Source organism: Streptomyces sp. NBC_00285, assembly GCF_036174265.1.
Classification (GTDB): domain Bacteria; phylum Actinomycetota; class Actinomycetes; order Streptomycetales; family Streptomycetaceae; genus Streptomyces.
The window spans coordinates 2,143,937-2,160,846 of sequence record NZ_CP108055.1 but is presented as its reverse complement, the minus strand read 5'-3'; the positions used below and the strand labels follow the sequence as shown (position 1 = coordinate 2,160,846).

The window sequence follows — 16,910 nt, the reverse complement described above, 5'->3', positions numbered from 1 at the left end:
GGCTCGTGAACGACACGGCTCAGACCGTGGAGGGCGGCAGTGGCAGCGGCAGCCCTGGCAGTCCGTCCAGGCTCGTCGCGATGTGGTCCTTCTTCGCGAAGTACTCGCTGAGCGACACGTCGTCCTCGCGCGCGAACCGTCTGCCGTGCAGCTCCCGGTCGCTCTCGTAGGCCATGTACGGCACCGCGTAACCGCAGGAGTCGCGGATCAGCTCGGCCGTCACGACGATGATCGCCCGCAGTCCGTGGTCCGTCGGGTCGATGTCCGGGAAGTGGGAGAGCAGTTCCCGAAAGCGCGGGTCGTCCCGGAAGACCGGCTCGCCGCGCCCGTGCACCCGGACGATGTTCGGCGGCCCCTGGAACGCGCACCACATGAGTGTGATCCGGCCGTTCTCCCGCAGATGAGCGACCGTCTCGGCGTTGGAGCCGGCGAAGTCGAGGTAGGCGAGGGTGAGTTCGTCGAGGATGGCGAAGGAGCCGCGCAGACCCTTGGGGGAGAGGTTGACCGTGCCGTCGCCCGACAGGGGAGCGGACGCGGTGAAGAAGAGAGGCTGTGCCTCGATGAACGTGCGGAGCCGGCCGTCTATGCGCTCATAAGTCTTTCCCATGTCTAACGATTATGGGTGCAAGCCTTTCGCATGTCTAAGGAATTCGGGCGTCCGCCTGAGTGAAGCTCAGGCAGACGCCCGTGGCCGCCCCGGCCGGCGCTCACACGGGGCGGCCACAGCGCCTGTCACGTCACTTGGTGAGCGTGCAGGCGGCCAGGGAGTCGAGGCCCTGCGGCTTGGCGGCGGTGCGGCCGATGGAGATGGCGATGCGGTCGATGGTCGACTTCCGCTTGTCGGCCAGCGGGCCGAGGATGGCGTTGTTGACGAAGTTGGCGCCGCCCTGGCCGACGGTGTCGACGAGCCGCTTGTTGGCCTCGGCGATCTGCGTGTTCAGCAGCGTCAGGTTGCGGGTGACCTCCGCCTGGGCGGTGGCGGGGATCGCGGGCAGCTTCGAGGCCACGTCCGGGCACGAGATCGTGCCGGCGGCGGTCGCAGCGTTGCCCCCGGCGTTGGCGTTGGCATTGCCTCCGGCGTTGGCGTTGGCGTTGCCGTTGCCCGCGTTGGCGTTCCCGTTGCCTGTGTTGGCGTTGCCGCCCGCGTTGCCGGTGTTGGCGGCCGCGCCCGCGCCGTTCAGCGTGCAGGGCGCGAGCGCGTCCAGGCCGGTCGGCTTGGCCGCCGTACGGCCGATCGCCGTGGCGATGCGGTTGACCGTGGCGACGCGCTTGTCCTTCAGCGGGCCGAGGATGGCGTTGTTGACGAAGTTCGGGCCGCCCTGGCCGACGGTGTCGACGAGCCGCTTGTTGGCCTCGGCGATCTGCGTGTTCAGCAGCGTCAGGTTGCGGGTGACCTCCGCCTGGGCGGTGGCGGGGATCGCGGGCAGCTTCGAGGCCACGTCCGGGCACGAGATCGTGCCGGCGGCGGCGAGGGTGCGGGCGGTGGTGCTGCTGCTCTTGGGGGTCTCCCCGGCGAGGGCGGTACCGGCCACGATGGCCCCGGTCAGTGCCACGGCGGCGGCGCCGCCGATGATCGCCACGCGGCGCTGGTTGTACTTCGGAAGAGCCCTGGACATGCGGATGCCTCGCTCGGGGTCGGGAGTGGTCTTCGTTTACAAACGCGGCGCCTGCGTTCGGCGTGGAATACGGGCAAGCGGTTTCCGATGTTCAAAGAGACTTCAAATTCTCCGCCGCCCCTGTCTGGATTGACGAATCATGCATGACTCTGCATAATCATGCATAAGGTTGAGTGCAGCGGTGAGGAGCAACGCAAGTGAGCAGCAACAGCGGTGACGTCCGGCTCTGGGGCGGCCGTTTCGCCGACGGCCCCGCCGAGGCCCTGGCCAAGCTGTCCGCGTCCGTCCACTTCGACTGGCGGCTCGCGCCGTACGACATCGCCGGTTCGCGTGCCCACGCGCGTGTGCTGCACAAGGCGGGACTCCTGAGCGAGGACGAGCTCCAGCGCATGCACGCGGGGCTCGACGAGCTCGAGGCGGACGTGGCCGACGGCTCCTTCGTGGGCACGATCGCCGACGAGGACTGCCATACGGCCCTGGAGCGGGGCCTGTTGGAGCGTGTCGGCCCCGACCTCGGCGGCAAGCTCCGCGCCGGCCGCTCACGCAACGACCAGATCGCGACCCTCTTCCGGATGTACCTCCGGGACCACGCCCGGATCATCGGCGGCCTGATCGCCGAACTCCAGGACGCCCTGATCGGGCTGGCCGAGGCCCACCCGGATGTGGCGATGCCCGGCCGCACCCACCTCCAGCACGCCCAGCCGGTCCTGTTCGCCCACCACGTCCTGGCCCACGCCCAGTCCCTGTCCCGGGACGCGGAGCGACTGCGCCAGTGGGACGAGCGGACCGCGGTCTCGCCGTACGGCTCGGGCGCCCTGGCCGGCAGCAGCCTCGGCCTGGACCCCGAGGCGGTGGCGAAGGACCTGGGCTTCGAAAACGGCAGCGTCGGCAACTCCATCGACGGCACCGCCTCCCGTGACTTCGTCGCCGAGTTCGCCTTCATCACCGCGATGATCGGGGTGAACCTCTCCCGGATCGCCGAGGAGATCATCATCTGGAACACGAAGGAGTTCTCCTTCGTGACCCTGCACGACGCGTTCTCGACCGGCTCGTCGATCATGCCGCAGAAGAAGAACCCGGACATCGCGGAGCTGGCGCGCGGCAAGAGCGGCCGGCTGATCGGCAACCTGACGGGCCTCATGGCCACGCTCAAGGCGCTCCCGCTGGCGTACAACCGCGATCTCCAGGAGGACAAGGAGCCGGTCTTCGACTCCTGCGACCAGCTGGAGGTCCTGCTCCCCGCCTTCACCGGCATGATGGCCACCCTCACGGTCCACGCCGACCGCATGGAGGAACTGGCCCCGGCCGGTTTCTCCCTCGCCACCGACATCGCCGAGTGGCTGGTCAGGCAGGGCGTGCCCTTCCGTGTGGCCCACGAGGTCGCCGGCGAGTGCGTCAAGGCGGCGGAGGCCGAGGGCAAGGAACTCGCCGACCTGACGGACGACCAGTTCGCCAAGATCTCCTCCCACCTGACCCCGGAGGTCCGTACGGTCCTCAACGTCCCGGGCGCCCTGGCCTCCCGCAACGCCAGGGGTGGCACGGCGCCCAGCGCGGTGGCGATCCAGCTGGCAGAGGTGAAGGCGAACGTGGCGGGACAGCACATCTGGGCCAAGGCCAAGGGCCAGGCCAAGGACCTGTAGGGGCGCGGGGCCGTATCGATCTGCGGCTCCGCCGCGTGGGCACGACAAGCCACGCCACCGCACGAACCGAGCTCCTGGGCGCACGGCTCAGTCGTCGAAGGTCATCGCGGGTACGTTGGTCGGGAACCGTCACCGGACCGACCGAACGGAACCTGCGATGCCCTTCGCCCGACTGGCTACAGCAACGACCCCCACCTGCCACCTCGGACTGGGCCTCGCGGCGATCGCCCGCCCCGGCTACATCAACCTCGGCCGGGACGAGGACCTCGGAGCGAACCGCAGTGTGGAAGCGCTCCGCGCCCGCACCCACGAACTCCTCGACGCCGCCTACTTCCAGGGCGTCCGCTACTTCGACGTGGCCCGCTCCTACGGCCGCTCCGAGGAGTTCCTCGCGGACTGGCTCACCAGGAACCCCGGCGTCGACGACGTGGTCATCGGCAGCAAGTGGGGCTACACGTACACCGCCGACTGGACGACCGACGCCGAGCGCCACGAGGTCAAGGACCACGGCGTCGGGACGTACGACCGTCAGCGCGCCGAGACCGCCGAACTGCTCGGCGACCGTCTCGACCTCTACCAGATCCACTCGGTGACCCCGGACAGCCCGGCCCTCACCGACAAGGAACTCCACGCGAGGCTCGCGGAAGCGGCCGCCCAGGGCACCACCATCGGCTTCTCGACCAGCGGCCCCGCCCAGGCCGACGCGATCCGCACCGCGCTCGCCGTGACGGTCGACGGTGAACCCCTCTTCCGTACCGTCCAGTCGACGTACAACGCCCTGGAGACCTCGGCCGCCCCCGCCCTCGCCGAGGCCCATGACGCCGGGCTCACGGTGATCGTCAAGGAGGGCATGGCCAACGGCAGGCTCGCCGGGCCGCACGCGCCGGGTGCCCTGAAGGCCGTGGCGCAGGAGACATCCCTGGGGTGTGACGCCGTGGCCCTCGCGCTGGTCCTCCGGCAGCCGTGGGCCGGAGTCGTCCTCTCCGGAGCCGCCACCGCGGGCCAGCTCGCCTCCAACCTGCACGCGGCCGTCGTGGACCTGGACGACGATCAGCTGGCCAGGCTCGCCGGACTGGCGGAGGAGCCGCAGGCGTACTGGGGGCGGCGCGGTCAGCTGCCCTGGCACTGACGAAAGCCCCGACGACCGTCGACAATGAGACGCGTGCGCCCAGCATGAGACATCAATGTCTCATATGGGTTATCGTTGTCTCATGGCTGTCGATCGTGACCACGTGCTGCGCAGTGCCGCCGCCCTGCTGACCCGCCGATCCACCGCGACCATGGACGAGGTCGCCAGGTCCGCCGGGATCAGCCGCGCCACCCTGCACAGGCACTTCGCCGGACGCGACGCTCTCGTACGGGCGCTGGAGGCGCTCGGTATCGATGAGTGCGAGGCCGCGCTCGACTCCGCCCGCCTGGACGAGGGGCCGGCGGGCGACGCCGTACGGCGTCTGGTCCGTGCGGCCGAGCCCGCGGCCGGACTCCTCGCCTTCCTGTACACGGAGAACCAGCTGTTCGAGGGCGAGGAGCAGAACGAGGGCTGGGGCCGGATCGACGCCCGCATCTCCGCACTGTTCCGGCGCGGTCAGGACAACGGCGAGTTCCGCATCGACCTCACGCCCGCCTGGCTCACCGAGGCACTGTTCGGCCTGCTCGCCTCCGCTGTCTGGATGCTCCAGAGCGGCAAGGGCGCCCCCAAGGACTTCCATCACATGACCGTCGAGCTGCTGCTCGGCGGAGCACTACGGAGAGAGGAATCATGACCAGCACCCTGCAGTCGGCGGCCACGACCGAGGCGGTGCAGCGTCCCGGCCGGTGGCTCGCGCTGTCCGTCCTGGTGCTCGCCGTGCTGCTGGTGGCCGTCGACGCGACCGTCCTCGGCCTCGCGACCCCGTACATCAGTGAGGACCTCAGGCCGACCGGCACCCAGCTCCTGTGGATCGGTGACGTCTACTCGTTCGTCATCGCGGGCCTGCTGGTGTCGATGGGCAGTCTCGGCGACCGCATCGGCCGCAAGCGGATCCTGCTCGTCGGCGCGACGGCGTTCGGCGCGATCTCCGTGCTCAACGCCTATGCGACGACACCGGAGTTGATGATCCTGGCGCGAGCGTTGCTCGGCGTCGCCGGCGCGACCCTCATGCCCGCCACGCTGGCCCTGATCCGCAACCTCTTCCACGACCCGCGCGAACGCAGCCTCGCCGTCGGCATCTGGGGCGCGACCGCCTCCGCCGGTACGGCGGTCGGTCCCATCGTCGGCGGGTTCCTCCTCGAACACTTCTGGTGGGGTTCGGTCTTCCTGATCAACCTGCCGGTGATGGCGGTCCTCGTCCTCGTCGGCATCAAGCTGCTCCCCGAGTCCCGCAACCCGAACCCGGGACCCTGGGACCTGAGCAGTGTCGTGCTGTCGCTGGTGGGCGTGATCGCGGTGGTCTACGCCGTCAAGGAGTTCGCCGCACACGGCGTCACCTGGGAGCCGCTCGCCGCGGGCGCCCTGGGCGCGACGGCTCTGTACGCCTTCGTCCGCCGCCAACTCACCCTGCCGGCACCCCTCCTGGACATGCGCCTCTTCCGCAACCGCGGCTTCAGCGGCGCCGTCCTGGCCGACCTCCTGACCATCCTCGGCCTGTCGGGCCTGGTCTTCTTCCTCTCCCAGTACCTGCAACTCGTGCAGAGCAGAGGCCCGTTGGAGGCTGGTCTGGCCGAACTCCCGGCGGCGGTGGGCGCGGTGGCGGCGGGCCTGCTCGCGGGCACGCTCGCCCGCCGCTACTCGGTACGCGCGGTGGTTGCCGGAGGTCTCGCCGCCATCGGCCTGGCCCTGGCATCCCTGACCCTGCTCGACCAGTCCACGGGCTACCCGATGCTGGGCACCGCCCTGCTGATGGTGGGCGTGGGCGCCGGCTTCTCGTTCACGGTGACCGCGGACGTCATCCTGTCGAGCGTCCCGAAGGAACAGGCGGGTGCGGCGTCGGCGGTCTCGGAGACGGCGTACGAGCTGGGCGCGGCCCTCGGCATCGCCGTACTGGGCTCGATCGTGACGGGTGTCTACCGGGGCTTCGCGGCCCCGGCCGGGACCCCGGCAGGGGCGCACGAGTCACTGGGCGGCGCGGTGGAGGCGGCATCCGCAATGCCGTCGCCCACGGCTCAGGAACTGCTGTCCTCGGCCCGGGAGGCCTTTGTGGACGGCCTCGCCATCGCGGCAGGCGCGGGAGCGGTGGTCCTGCTGGCGACGGCAGTGGCGGCCTGGTTCATGCTGAGGAACCAACGGCTGGAAAGCCGCCTTTAGAGGTCCTTGAGAGGTCCTTTAGAGGTCCTTCAGAGGGGCGCGGGGCTGTGTCACTGCGCGGCTCCGCCGCGTGGGCGCGACCAGCCCCGGGACCCCGTCCCACGACGGACCGTTACGCGGCCTTCGCCTTGGTGGCGTACATGTCCACGTACTCCTGCCCGGACAGCCGCATGACCTCCGTCATCACGGAGTCCGTCACCGCGCGCAGGACATAGCGGTCCCGGCCCATCCCGTCGTACCGGGAGAACTCCATCGCCTCGCCGAACCGCACGGTGACCCGCCCGGGGCGGGGCATCCCCGCACCCCCCGGCTGCAGCTTGTCCGTCCCGATCATGGCGAAGGGGACCACCGGCGCCCCCGTCATCAGCGTGAGCCGGGCGATCCCGGTCCGTCCCCGGTACAGCCGGCCGTCGGGCGACCGGGTTCCCTCGGGGTAGATCCCGAAGACCTTGCCCTCCTCGAGGACACGCCGCCCGGTCATCAGTGCGGCGACACCGCCGCGTCCGCCGTCACGGTCGACGGGGATCATGCCGACGCCGGTGAAGAACCACGCCATCAGCCGGCCCTTGAGGCTCTTGCCGGTGACGTACTCGTCCTTGCCGATGAAGAACACCTGCCGGTCGCACACCAGCGGAAGGATCATCGAGTCGATGAAGGTCAGGTGGTTGCCGGCCAGGATCACCGGACCGTCACCCGGGATGTGCTCCACGCCCTCCACCTGGGGGCGGAACATCAGGCGCATGATCGGTCCGAGCACTGCCTTGATGAGCACGAAGCGGGACAACGAGCCCTCCGGTGTCAAGAGAACGGCCAGGGAAACTGTATGAGTCTGTGCAGGTGAGGACATTACTCGCGGCTCGGGGGATCGTGCACATCCAGCACCCGGGGTTCACCGAGGTCTTACGCATTGTTGACGCTCGTTCACCTGCGGAGGGTCCTCGTTGCGTGCCGGAAACCCGGGCGGAACGATGTGACGGACGTCGCCCCGACCTACGCGTACCCCGGCCTTACGCCATGAAGCCGACGAGTCGTCAGACATCTGTTCCCACGCGACATCCCACGTCACCCGCGTGTTCCGCCGCAGGTCTCCCCTCCGTCATGGACACGGACCTACGATCGGCGCGCACTGAAGAACTGAAGAGGCGACGGCAGGAGGAGTCCTCATGGGAACGCAGGACGAGCAGACGAGTGGCACCGGGCGGCGGGCGCTTCTCGGGGCCGCGGTGCTCGGCGCCGGGGGAGCGGTCCTCGGGCTGTCCGGCACGGCGAGAGCCGCCGGGCCGACCGGATCCGCCGGACCCGGGAAGGGCGGACTGAAGAGCCTGCCCGTGCCGACGATCATCGGTCACCGGGGCGCCAGCGGCTACCGCCCCGAGCACACCTTCGGCTCCTACGAACTCGCCCTGGACCTGGGCGCCGACGTGGTCGAGGCCGGCGACCTCGTCCCCACCAGGGACGGCCACCTCGTCTGCCGTCACGAGCCGGAGATCGGCGGCACCACGGACGTCGCCGACCACCCCGAGTTCGCCGGCCGCAAGGCCACGAAGGTCCTCGACGGCGTGTCCACCACCGGCTGGTTCACCGAGGACTTCACGCTCGCCGAACTCAAGACGCTGCGCGCGATCGAGCGCATCCCGGCCAACCGCCCGCACAACACGCTCTACAACGGCCGCTGGGAGATCCCCACCTTCGAGGAAGTCCTGAAGTGGCAGGACGAGCAGACCCGCAAGCGCGGCAAGCAGGTCTGGATCTACCCCGAGACCAAGCACCCCACCTACTTCCGCAAGCTGGGCCTCGGTCTGGAGGAGCGGGTCGCCAAGCTCCTGCACAAGCACGGCAAGGACAGGCGGAACTCCCCGGTCATCCTGCAGTCCTTCGAGCCGACCAGCATCCAGCGCCTGAACAAGCTGGTCGACAACCCCCTGGTCGTGCTCCTGTCCGCCGCGAACACCCGCCCCTGGGACTTCGTCTCGACGGGCGACCCGCGCACCGTCGCCGACCTGATCACCCCCAAGGGCCTCAGGGAGATCGCCGGTTACGCCCAGGGCATCGGTCCGACGCTCGACCTGGTCATCACCAAGAAGGCGGACGGCAGCCTCGACAAGGAGACGACCCTGGTCGCCGACGCGCACAAGGTCGGGCTGATCCTGCACCCCTACACCATGCGCAACGAGAACCCCTTCCTGCCCGCGGAGTACCGCAGGGGCACGGACGCGGACGCCTACGGAGACGCCTTCGGCGCCTTCGGGAGGTACTTCGCCACCGGCATCGACGGCGTCTTCACCGACAACGCCGACACCGGCGTCCTCGCCCGCGCGGACTTCGTCAACCGCTGAGCCACCGGCCCCGGATGGGGTGACTTCCGGCCGTCCGGGCAACCCGCAGCCCGGACGGCCGTGTCGTACCGCATATGACGCACGACTTGGTCACGACCCTGCGCCCGCTGCTCACCGCCGAGGCCTCCGCCGAGGCACATGCCACCGGTACGGAACCGGGCGACCTGGAACAGGCGGTCTGGCTGCGCCTCCTGGAGCGACTGGAGACGCAGGGGCCGCCCCTCGACCCGCCCGGCTGGCTCCGCCGCGCCGTCCGCTCGGAGTCCCGCCGCAGCCGTCGTACCGCCCGCTTCGAACGGCCGTACGGCACCGAACCCGCGGCTGACGGCGACCACACTCCCGAACAGCTCACCCTCGCCGCGGCCCGGCGCGGGGCGCTGCACGACGCGGTGCGCCGACTTCCCGGCCGGTGCCCCTCCCTCATGGCCGCGCTGCTCTCCCCGAGAGACCTCACCTACCGGGAGATCGCGGGCGAGTTGGGTATCTCACAGGGCAGTCTCGGTCCGGAACGTTCCAGATGCCTGGGTTGTCTTCGCCGAATGCTCACACCGGAGGTTGCGACACGCCGTGCGCGGGGATAGGAGTGGGGGACAACAGGCGATCAGGTGAGCGGGAGGCGTGCGCACATGGGCATGAGCGTGACCATCTCTGCGGCGGCCGTGCAGGACGCGGAGCAGATCTTCAGGCTGCAGTACCTGTGCTTCCAGAGTGAGGCGGCGCTGTACGGCAACTACCGCATCGATCCGCTCGTCCAGAGCCTCGACTCGGTCCGTGCGGAGGTGGTCTCGGACTGCGTGTTCGTGGCCCGCCTGGGCGAAGAGGTGGTCGGCTCGGTCCGCGGCCATGTCACCGAGGACGGCTCGGCCGCCATCGGCAAACTCTGCGTCCACCCCCGCCTCCAGGGCCACGGAATCGGTGCCCGTCTCCTCAGGGCGGCCGAGTCCGCCCTCGCGGACGAGCGCGGCGCCACCAGCTTCCGCCTCTTCACCGGCCACCGCAGCGAGGGCAACCTCCGCCTCTACCGCAGGGTCGGCTACCAGACGGTGGGCACGTCAAAGGGTGCCGACGGAGTACCGATGATCGTCCTGGAGAAGCCGGCAGGCACGTACGCCGCCACGGCTTGAGCAGCCGCAACCGGCCGGATGCCGCCCGACAGACTCAGGCGGCATCCCTGGCAGGCGCACCCTTGCGCAACCAGTAGATGGCGGAAAGCGGCAACAGCACCGGGATGAAGACGTACCCCATCCCGAAGTCCGACCACACGGTCGCATCGGGGAACGCGGACGGTTCGATCAACGTCCACGTGCCCACGGTCAGTACGCCGAGCAGCTCGGCCCCGCAGCACACGAGCGCCACCTTGCGCGCCGTCTCCCCGCCGCGTACCAGCGTGTACGTGATGAACCCGTAGACCACCCCGGCCACCGCGGACAGCGCATACGCGAGCGGCGCCCGGTCGAACTCCGTGGAGATCTGGTACGCGGAGCGCGACACCGCCCCCACGACCATCACGCCGTAGAGCCAGACGAGCAGCGTCCCCGGCCCACTGGCCAGGCTCCGTCGCCGGCTCACCTCAGCCTCCCCAGATGTCATAGAGCCGCACCTCCAGAACGGCCAGCACCACACCGCCGGCGGCGACCGTCGCCGACCCCCACCGCGTCCGCTCCGCGAGCGACATGAATCCCGCCGCCGGCACACACGCGAACGCCCCCAGCAGATACGCCACGAAGATCGCAGTGCCCTGCTCCGGCTTCTCGCCCTGCGCGAGCTGCACGATCCCGATCACGAGCTGGACCGACGCCAGCACCGACACCGCGGCCATCCCGATGAAGTGCCAGTCCTTGGTCGACTGATCCCGGTACGCGGCCCAGCCGCACCAGGCGGCCAGCAGCAGCGCGGCGACGCCGGTCACCAGCGTCAGGACATCAAACATGCGGCGAGCCTATTACGGGCCAAAAGGCCTGAGGCGGCCGCCCCCGCCTCGCACCGTAGGGTCGGGGGCATGAAGATCCACGCCGAAGCCCTTCTGTTCGACAACGACGGAACGCTTGTCTCCTCCCTCGAATCCGTCCACCGCTGCTGGACGCGCTGGGCCGCGGAGTACGGCATCACCGCGGAGGCGTTCGCACAGGTCGAACTGCACGGGCGGCCGGCCGTGGAGATAGCCGCCGACCTGCTGCCCGCCGACGTCGTACCGGGGGCCCTCTCGCGGATCGAGCGGTTGGAGGTGGAGGACGTACCCAACGGCGGGGTCCAACTGCTCCCCGGGACCAAGGACTTCCTCGGCGCCCTGCCCGCCGACCGCTGGGCCGTCGTCACCTCCGCCACCCGCCGTCTCGCCGAGGCCCGCCTAGACGCCGTCGGCATCCGCCCCAAGACGCTGGTCGCCGCCGACGACGTCACGCGCGGCAAGCCCGACCCCGAGCCCTATCTCCTCGCCGCCCGCGAACTCGGCGTCGACCCGGCCCGCTGTGTCGTCTTCGAGGACGCTCCCGCGGGCCTGCGCGCCGGCCGCGCCGCCGGCATGATCACCGTGGCGTTGACCACAACCCACCAGGCCCACGAGCTCGACGCCGATCTCGTGGTCGAGGATCTGTCCGCTCTGTCGGCGCTGGTCACCGCCGCAGGCGTGGAGATCTCCGTCCGCGGCTGACGTTGTCCACCGCTGTCCGTCATGCGGACAGCGGGTTCTTGGTCGGTTCCATACGTCTGCTTTACTGATCGCATGACCACGACGAGCTGCCGCATCCTGGCGACCGAGGCGACCATGACGCCCGGTGCTCGTTGTATGTGTCGAATGCGCGCCTGTTAGAGGGCCCCCGCACCACCCCTGAGCCTCGCGCCCCGAAGCGAGCCGCCGTGGCATGTCCGTACGCCCATGAACGCGTACGTGACCGACAGCCCGCACACGAATCTCCTCCCGTACCCGGGCACACCCACGCCCGCGTACTCGACTGTGACGGAAACCTCTGTGATCACGACCTCAGGCCTGACCAAGGTCTACCGCTCCCGTGGTCGGGAGATCACCGCCCTCGACGGCGTCGATCTCCACGTCCGCGAAGGCGAGGTGTACGGCGTCATCGGCCAGTCCGGCGCCGGCAAGTCCTCGCTCATCCGCTGCGTCAACCTGCTGGAGCGCCCCACCTCCGGCACGGTGACCGTCGCCGGGCAGGATCTCACCGCCCTCGCGGGACGCGGCCCGCGCGCCGGCCGGGAACTGCGGCAGGCACGCAGCCGTATCGGCATGGTCTTCCAGCACTTCAACCTGCTGTCCACCCGGACCGTCCAGGACAACGTCGAGCTGCCGCTCGAAATCCTCGGCAAGTCCGGCAAGGAGCGCTCCCGCAAGGCACTTGAGCTGCTGGACCTCGTCGGGCTCTCCGACAGGGCAGGCGCCTACCCGGCCCAGCTCTCCGGCGGCCAGAAGCAGCGCGTCGGCATCGCGCGCGCCCTGGCCGGCGACCCCAAGGTCCTGCTGTCCGACGAGGCCACCAGCGCCCTCGACCCGGAGACCACCCGCTCGATCCTCCAGCTGCTGCGCGACCTGAACCGCCGGCTGGGCCTCACCGTCCTGCTCATCACGCATGAGATGAGGGTCGTGAAGTCGATCTGCGACTCGGCCGCCCTGATGGACAACGGGCGCGTCGTCGAGTCCGGCACGGTCAGTGAACTGCTCGCCACCCCCGGCTCCGAGCTGGCCTCCGCCCTCTTCCCGGTCGGCGGCGAGGCGACCGGCGAGGACCGGACCGTCCTGGACGTCACCTTCCAGGGCGAGGCGGCCACCCAGCCCGTCATCTCCCAGCTGTCGCGCACCTACAACATCGACATATCGATCCTCGGTGCCGCCATCGACACCGTCGGCGGCTTCCAGGTCGGCCGGATGCGCCTCGAACTGCCCGGCCGCTACGAGGACAACGTCGTACCCGTCGGCTTCCTGCGTGAGCAGGGGCTGCAGATCGACATCGTCGGCGAGTCCCAGCCGGTGAAGGAAGGTGCCAAGTGACCTGGTCCGAGATGCAGCCCCTGCTCACGCAGGCGTGTTGGGACACCCTCTACATGGTCGGCTGGGCCACGCTCATCGCCGTCCTGGGCGGTCTCCCGCTCGGTGTCCTCCTCGTCCTCACCGACCGGGGCGGCCTCCTCCAGAACGTCGTCGCGAACAAGGTCATCGGGCAGGTCGTGAACGTCGCACGCTCGATGCCGTTCATCATCCTGATGGTCGCGCTGATGGGCTTCACCCGCTCGATCACCGGGACGACCATCGGCCGCGAGGCCGCCATCGTGCCGCTCGCGATCGGGGCGATCCCGTTCTTCGCGCGCCTCGTCGAGACGGCTGTCCGCGAAGTGGACGGCGGGCTCGTCGAGGCCGTGCAGTCGATGGGCGGCAACACCTGGACCATCGTCCGCAAGGTCCTCGTACCGGAGGCGCTGCCCTCGCTGATCGCCAGTACCACGACCACGATCGTCGCCCTCATCGGCTACTCCGCGATGGCCGGCACGGTCGGCGCGGGCGGCCTCGGCGACATCGCCATCCGCTACGGCTACCAGCGCTTCGAGACCCAGCTCATGTGGATCACCGTCGCGATCCTCGCCGTCGTCATCTCGCTCATCCAGTTCGCCGGAGACCTCGCGGCCCGCTCGCTGCACACCCGAAGCGGACGCTCGGGCCCCGCGCCGAAGCTGCGTCTGCTGAAGGCGTCCACGGCGGACACCAAGACCGTCTGAGCCCCGCCGATCTTCCCGTGCACCCCATCACGGGATCGCTGCACCCAAAAGGAAAGGCACTTTTCGTGCGTAACACCATAAAGATCACCACTGTCTTCCTCGCCGCCGGAGCCCTCACCCTCGGGCTCAGCGGCTGCGGTTCGTCCGACTCCGCCTCCGACACCAGCGGACCGCTGGTCGTCGCCGCGAGCCCGACCCCGCACGCCGAGATCCTGAACTACATCAAGGAGAACCTGGCGAAGAAGGCGGGCCTCGACCTGGAGGTCAAGGAGTTCAGCGACTACACGACGCAGAACCCGGCGACCGAGGACGGCTCGGTGGACGCCAACTACTTCCAGAACCAGCCATACCTCGACGACTTCAACAAGAAGCGCGGCACCCACATCGTGCCCGTCGTCACGGTCCACCTGGAGCCGCTCGGCCTCTACTCCCACAAGGTCAAGAGCGCCGACGCCCTCAAGAGCGGCGCGACGATCGCCGTCCCCAACGACAGCGTGAACGAGGCGCGTGCCCTCAAGCTGCTCGCCGCGAACGGGCTGATCACCCTCAAGGACGGCGCGGGCACCGAGGCGACCCCCACGGACATCGTGAAGAACCCGAAGAACCTGAAGTTCAAGGAGCTGGAGGCGCCCCAGACCCCGCGCTCCCTGGACGATGTCGACGCCGCGGTCGTCAACGGCAACTACGCCATCGAGGCCGACCTCAAGCCCGCCTCGGACGCCCTCGTCCTGGAGTCCGCCAAGAACAACCCGTACGGCAACTTCCTCGCCGTCAAGGACGGCCACGAGGACGACCCGCGCGTGCAGAAGCTCGCCAAGCTGCTCACCTCCGCCGAGGTCAAGAAGTTCATCCAGGACAAGTACGCCGGCTCCGTCATCGCGTCCTTCTGAGCGGCATACGGTTACCGGCGCGTAAACGGCGTATCGCCACGGACGGGGTCCACTCGCTCACCATGAGTGGACCCCGTGCTGCCGTTGCGTGCCGCCATGCTGCATGCTGGGCAGTTCGCACTGAAGGTTTCCGACGGTTACGGAGTGGCGCATGACTGGCACCTTCCCCAACATCTCCATCAGCACGGAGCGGTTGGTGCTGCGCGCCCTCGACGAGGACGACGTGCCGGCGTTGGCCGAGATGATGAACGACGAGCAGGTCGGGGCGTGGACCGACATCCCCCAGCCCTTCAGCGAGGACCGGGCGCGCGGCTGGATCACGGAGTACGCGCCGACCGAGCGGGAGGCCGGCCGCGGACTCGGTCTCGCCGTCACCGAGTTCCTCACACAGCGCCTGGTCGGTGTCATCCAGCTCGGCAGGACCGACTGGCACATCCGCTCCACCGAACTGTCGTACATCGTCGCCCCCTGGGCCCGCGGCGAGGGCTACGCCTCCGAAGCCGCCCTCGCCACCGCCCAATGGCTGTTCACCGACCAGAAGTTCGAGCGGATCGAGCTGCGCACGGCGGCCGACAACACCGCCTCCCAGCAGGTCGCCCAGAAGATCGGCTGTATCAGCGAGGGCGTCCTGCGCGGTGCCTGCATAGCGCACGTCCGCGCCGAGGACGGCACATGGAGCGACGTGCGCACCGACTTCATCGTGTGGAGCCTGCTGCCCGAGGACCTCGACGGCGCGGGCGGTCAGTTGGCCGACGCGGACGGTTTCACGCCGTACTCGGACTGGAACTGACCGCGCTCCGGCGGCGGCCGGTGAAACCGCTTCCCCGCCGTACCGGGTACCCTCCCGACGACCACCTGCGTACACCTCTGGAGACTGAGACACGATGGCCGACCGGGTCACGGTGATCGGCTGGGACGGCTCGCCGCTGACCGCCACGGCACGTTCCGCCCTCGCCGCCGCCACGCTGGTGGCGGGTGCCGGCCACCATCTGGCACTCCCCGAGGTGCCCCCCGCCGCCGAACGCATCCGCCTCGGCAGCGTCGCCCTCGTCGCGCGCCGGATCACCGGCCACCGCGGCACCGCCGTCGTGCTCGCCGACGGCGACCCCGGATTCTTCGGCGTCGTACGGACCCTGCGCGCACCCGAGTTCGGCCTGGAGGTCGAGGTCGTCCCCGGTGTCTCCTCGGTCGCCGCCGCCTTCGCCCGCGCCGGTATGCCCTGGGACGACGCACAAGTGGTCGTCGCACACCGCCGCACCCTGCGACGTGCGGTGAACGTATGCCGAGCCCACACCAAGGTCGCCGTCCTCACCTCACCGGGTGCCGGTCCCGCCGAACTCGGCCTGCTGATGGACGGCGTCCACCGCACCTTCGTCATCTGCGAGGAACTGGGCACCGACCGCGAGCAGCTCACCGTCGTCACCTCGGACAAGGCCGCCGACCACACCTGGCGCGACCCCAACCTCGTCATCGTCATCGGCGGCACGGCCGCCGTCTCCGAGGACGGCGGCTGGATCGCCGGCCGTGACCCGGCCGCCGCCCCGCGCGGCTGGACACAGCCCGCCGAGGCCTACGGCGGTCTCATGGGCGAGGGCGAGCTGGAACCGCTCCGCGCGGCCCAACTCGCCAGGCTGGGCCCGCGCGTCGGCGACCTGGTGTGGGACATCGGCTGCGGCAGCGGCGCCTTCGCCACCGAGGCCGCCCGGGCCGGGGCCGCCGTCATAGCCGTCGACCGCGATCTGCGGGCCTGCGAACGCACCGAGGCCAACGCGCGCGCCTTCGGGCTCCAGGTCCAGATCGTCGCCGGCACCGCCCCGCACGTCCTGGAGAACCTTCCCGAGCCGGACGTCGTACGTGTCGGCGGCGGGGGAGTGGCCGTGGTCTCCGCGGTCGCGGACCGGCGTCCGCAACGCATCGTCGCCCACGCGGCCACCCGCGACGAGGCCGAACTCGTCGGCCGGGACCTCACCGAGCACGGCTACCGCGTCGAGTGTTCCCTCCTCCAGTCCGTCGAACTGGACACCCGGGCCTGGACGGAGACGGAACGGAGCGTCGCGTTCCTGCTCAGCGGGGTGCTGCCGGACCGTACGGTCTGACCCGGTTCGCCGTCCCCGTGATCCTGTTGTCGTACTGCGCGCGGTAGGCTGGCCGACTGTTGCACCGCACCGGGTGGCCCGGCATTCGTTCGCCAATGTCCGGAAAGCGCGCCCGTTTTGGGGTGGGTGTGGTACGGCAGAACCGGAGGACGCGCAACGTGGCGCAGTCCACAGCGGGCCGTCGCGGATCAACCTGTCGCGACGGGTGAACGGCCGGGACAATGCCAGTTAATGGCTTTGTCGTCTTTCTCGGCGGGCCGTTCGTGCCGCTGGGCACGCACGCTCGTTCTTGACTGCGGGGGCGGTCGGTGCGCCGTCCCCGGTGAG

At 69.8% G+C, this 16,910-nt stretch carries 18 protein-coding genes; 13 read left to right on the top strand and 5 right to left on the bottom strand.

The features are described 5' to 3' along the window. Positions 1 to 19: 19 nt before the first annotated feature. Positions 20 to 607, bottom strand: coding sequence for a pyridoxamine 5'-phosphate oxidase family protein (locus OHT57_RS09870; protein ID WP_328745715.1), 588 nt, complete (start codon positions 605 to 607; stop codon positions 20 to 22). Positions 608 to 737: 130 nt separating this feature from the next. After that, positions 738 to 1,616, bottom strand: a complete 879-nt coding sequence (locus OHT57_RS09865) for a hypothetical protein (protein WP_328745714.1) — start codon at positions 1,614 to 1,616, stop codon at positions 738 to 740. 197 nt (positions 1,617 to 1,813) lie between these two features. Between OHT57_RS09865 and argH the strand changes: the two genes are divergently transcribed. The 4 genes from argH (at position 1,814) to OHT57_RS09845 (ending at position 6,539) form a co-directional block, all read left to right on the top strand. Further along, complete coding sequence (gene argH / locus OHT57_RS09860) at positions 1,814 to 3,256, top strand: argininosuccinate lyase (protein ID WP_328745713.1); 1,443 nt, start codon at positions 1,814 to 1,816, stop codon at positions 3,254 to 3,256. Between the two features lie 157 nt (positions 3,257 to 3,413). Further along, positions 3,414 to 4,385, top strand: a complete 972-nt coding sequence (locus tag OHT57_RS09855) for an aldo/keto reductase (RefSeq protein ID WP_328745712.1) — start codon at positions 3,414 to 3,416, stop codon at positions 4,383 to 4,385. An 82-nt stretch (positions 4,386 to 4,467) separates the two neighbouring features. Then, entirely contained in the window at positions 4,468 to 5,019 is a 552-nt protein-coding gene (locus OHT57_RS09850; protein ID WP_328745711.1) for a TetR/AcrR family transcriptional regulator, read from the top strand. After that, on the top strand, positions 5,016 to 6,539 hold the full coding sequence (locus tag OHT57_RS09845; RefSeq protein WP_328745710.1) for an MFS transporter: 1,524 nt from the start codon (positions 5,016 to 5,018) through the stop codon (positions 6,537 to 6,539). The genes OHT57_RS09850 and OHT57_RS09845 overlap by 4 nt, the downstream gene beginning before the upstream one ends. 112 nt (positions 6,540 to 6,651) lie before the next feature. Here OHT57_RS09845 and OHT57_RS09840 read toward each other — a convergent pair whose 3' ends face one another. Then, positions 6,652 to 7,323, bottom strand: coding sequence for a lysophospholipid acyltransferase family protein (locus OHT57_RS09840; protein ID WP_328745709.1), 672 nt, complete (start codon positions 7,321 to 7,323; stop codon positions 6,652 to 6,654). Positions 7,324 to 7,702: 379 nt separating this feature from the next. On the opposite strand from OHT57_RS09840, the gene OHT57_RS09835 reads away from it, so the two are divergent. The 3 genes from OHT57_RS09835 (at position 7,703) to OHT57_RS09825 (ending at position 9,999) form a co-directional block, all read left to right on the top strand. Continuing rightward, entirely contained in the window at positions 7,703 to 8,875 is a 1,173-nt protein-coding gene (locus OHT57_RS09835; RefSeq protein ID WP_328745708.1) for a glycerophosphodiester phosphodiesterase, read from the top strand. Between the two features lie 74 nt (positions 8,876 to 8,949). Further along, positions 8,950 to 9,456, top strand: a complete 507-nt coding sequence (locus OHT57_RS09830) for a sigma-70 family RNA polymerase sigma factor (RefSeq protein WP_328745706.1) — start codon at positions 8,950 to 8,952, stop codon at positions 9,454 to 9,456. A gap of 45 nt (positions 9,457 to 9,501) precedes the next feature. Then, positions 9,502 to 9,999, top strand: a complete 498-nt coding sequence (locus tag OHT57_RS09825; RefSeq protein ID WP_328745704.1) for a GNAT family N-acetyltransferase — start codon at positions 9,502 to 9,504, stop codon at positions 9,997 to 9,999. 34 nt (positions 10,000 to 10,033) lie between these two features. Here the strand turns inward: OHT57_RS09825 and OHT57_RS09820 are convergent, their stop codons facing one another. Further along, the gene (locus tag OHT57_RS09820; RefSeq protein ID WP_328745702.1) at positions 10,034 to 10,465 is read right to left on the bottom strand and encodes a hypothetical protein; all 432 of its coding nucleotides are present in this window, start codon (positions 10,463 to 10,465) and stop codon (positions 10,034 to 10,036) included. Continuing rightward, positions 10,446 to 10,805: a hypothetical protein gene (locus tag OHT57_RS09815; protein WP_328745700.1), complete on the bottom strand. Its 360-nt coding sequence runs from the start codon at positions 10,803 to 10,805 to the stop codon at positions 10,446 to 10,448. The genes OHT57_RS09820 and OHT57_RS09815 overlap by 20 nt, the downstream gene beginning before the upstream one ends. Positions 10,806 to 10,874: 69 nt before the next feature. Between OHT57_RS09815 and OHT57_RS09810 the strand changes: the two genes are divergently transcribed. The 6 genes from OHT57_RS09810 (at position 10,875) to cbiE (ending at position 16,583) form a co-directional block, all read left to right on the top strand. Then, positions 10,875 to 11,525 carry an HAD family hydrolase gene (locus tag OHT57_RS09810; RefSeq protein ID WP_328745699.1) on the top strand — a complete coding sequence of 217 codons (651 nt, stop codon included), beginning with the start codon at positions 10,875 to 10,877 and terminating at the stop codon, positions 11,523 to 11,525. A 318-nt stretch (positions 11,526 to 11,843) separates the two neighbouring features. After that, on the top strand, positions 11,844 to 12,875 hold the full coding sequence (locus OHT57_RS09805) for a methionine ABC transporter ATP-binding protein (protein ID WP_328745698.1): 1,032 nt from the start codon (positions 11,844 to 11,846) through the stop codon (positions 12,873 to 12,875). Then, positions 12,872 to 13,597 carry a methionine ABC transporter permease gene (locus OHT57_RS09800; RefSeq protein WP_328745696.1) on the top strand — a complete coding sequence of 242 codons (726 nt, stop codon included), beginning with the start codon at positions 12,872 to 12,874 and terminating at the stop codon, positions 13,595 to 13,597. Before OHT57_RS09805 ends, OHT57_RS09800 begins: the two co-directional genes overlap by 4 nt. A gap of 65 nt (positions 13,598 to 13,662) precedes the next feature. Beyond that, positions 13,663 to 14,487: a MetQ/NlpA family ABC transporter substrate-binding protein gene (locus OHT57_RS09795; protein ID WP_328745694.1), complete on the top strand. Its 825-nt coding sequence runs from the start codon at positions 13,663 to 13,665 to the stop codon at positions 14,485 to 14,487. Positions 14,488 to 14,638: 151 nt separating this feature from the next. Then, on the top strand, positions 14,639 to 15,277 hold the full coding sequence (locus tag OHT57_RS09790) for a GNAT family N-acetyltransferase (RefSeq protein ID WP_328745693.1): 639 nt from the start codon (positions 14,639 to 14,641) through the stop codon (positions 15,275 to 15,277). Between the two features lie 94 nt (positions 15,278 to 15,371). Beyond that, positions 15,372 to 16,583, top strand: a complete 1,212-nt coding sequence (gene cbiE / locus OHT57_RS09785; RefSeq protein ID WP_328745692.1) for a precorrin-6y C5,15-methyltransferase (decarboxylating) subunit CbiE — start codon at positions 15,372 to 15,374, stop codon at positions 16,581 to 16,583. Positions 16,584 to 16,910: the final 327 nt, after the last annotated feature.

Coding starts and splice junctions, on each gene's coding strand:
- OHT57_RS09870 (WP_328745715.1), bottom strand. CDS start 607: ATGGGAAAGACTTATGAGCGCATAGACGGCCGGCTCCGCACGTTCATC.
- OHT57_RS09865 (WP_328745714.1), bottom strand. CDS start 1,616: ATGTCCAGGGCTCTTCCGAAGTACAACCAGCGCCGCGTGGCGATCATC.
- OHT57_RS09855 (WP_328745712.1), top strand. CDS start 3,414: ATGCCCTTCGCCCGACTGGCTACAGCAACGACCCCCACCTGCCACCTC.
- OHT57_RS09850 (WP_328745711.1), top strand. CDS start 4,468: ATGGCTGTCGATCGTGACCACGTGCTGCGCAGTGCCGCCGCCCTGCTG.
- OHT57_RS09845 (WP_328745710.1), top strand. CDS start 5,016: ATGACCAGCACCCTGCAGTCGGCGGCCACGACCGAGGCGGTGCAGCGT.
- OHT57_RS09835 (WP_328745708.1), top strand. CDS start 7,703: ATGGGAACGCAGGACGAGCAGACGAGTGGCACCGGGCGGCGGGCGCTT.
- OHT57_RS09830 (WP_328745706.1), top strand. CDS start 8,950: ATGACGCACGACTTGGTCACGACCCTGCGCCCGCTGCTCACCGCCGAG.
- OHT57_RS09825 (WP_328745704.1), top strand. CDS start 9,502: ATGGGCATGAGCGTGACCATCTCTGCGGCGGCCGTGCAGGACGCGGAG.
- OHT57_RS09820 (WP_328745702.1), bottom strand. CDS start 10,465: ATGACATCTGGGGAGGCTGAGGTGAGCCGGCGACGGAGCCTGGCCAGT.
- OHT57_RS09815 (WP_328745700.1), bottom strand. CDS start 10,805: ATGTTTGATGTCCTGACGCTGGTGACCGGCGTCGCCGCGCTGCTGCTG.
- OHT57_RS09810 (WP_328745699.1), top strand. CDS start 10,875: ATGAAGATCCACGCCGAAGCCCTTCTGTTCGACAACGACGGAACGCTT.
- OHT57_RS09790 (WP_328745693.1), top strand. CDS start 14,639: ATGACTGGCACCTTCCCCAACATCTCCATCAGCACGGAGCGGTTGGTG.
- cbiE (WP_328745692.1), top strand. CDS start 15,372: ATGGCCGACCGGGTCACGGTGATCGGCTGGGACGGCTCGCCGCTGACC.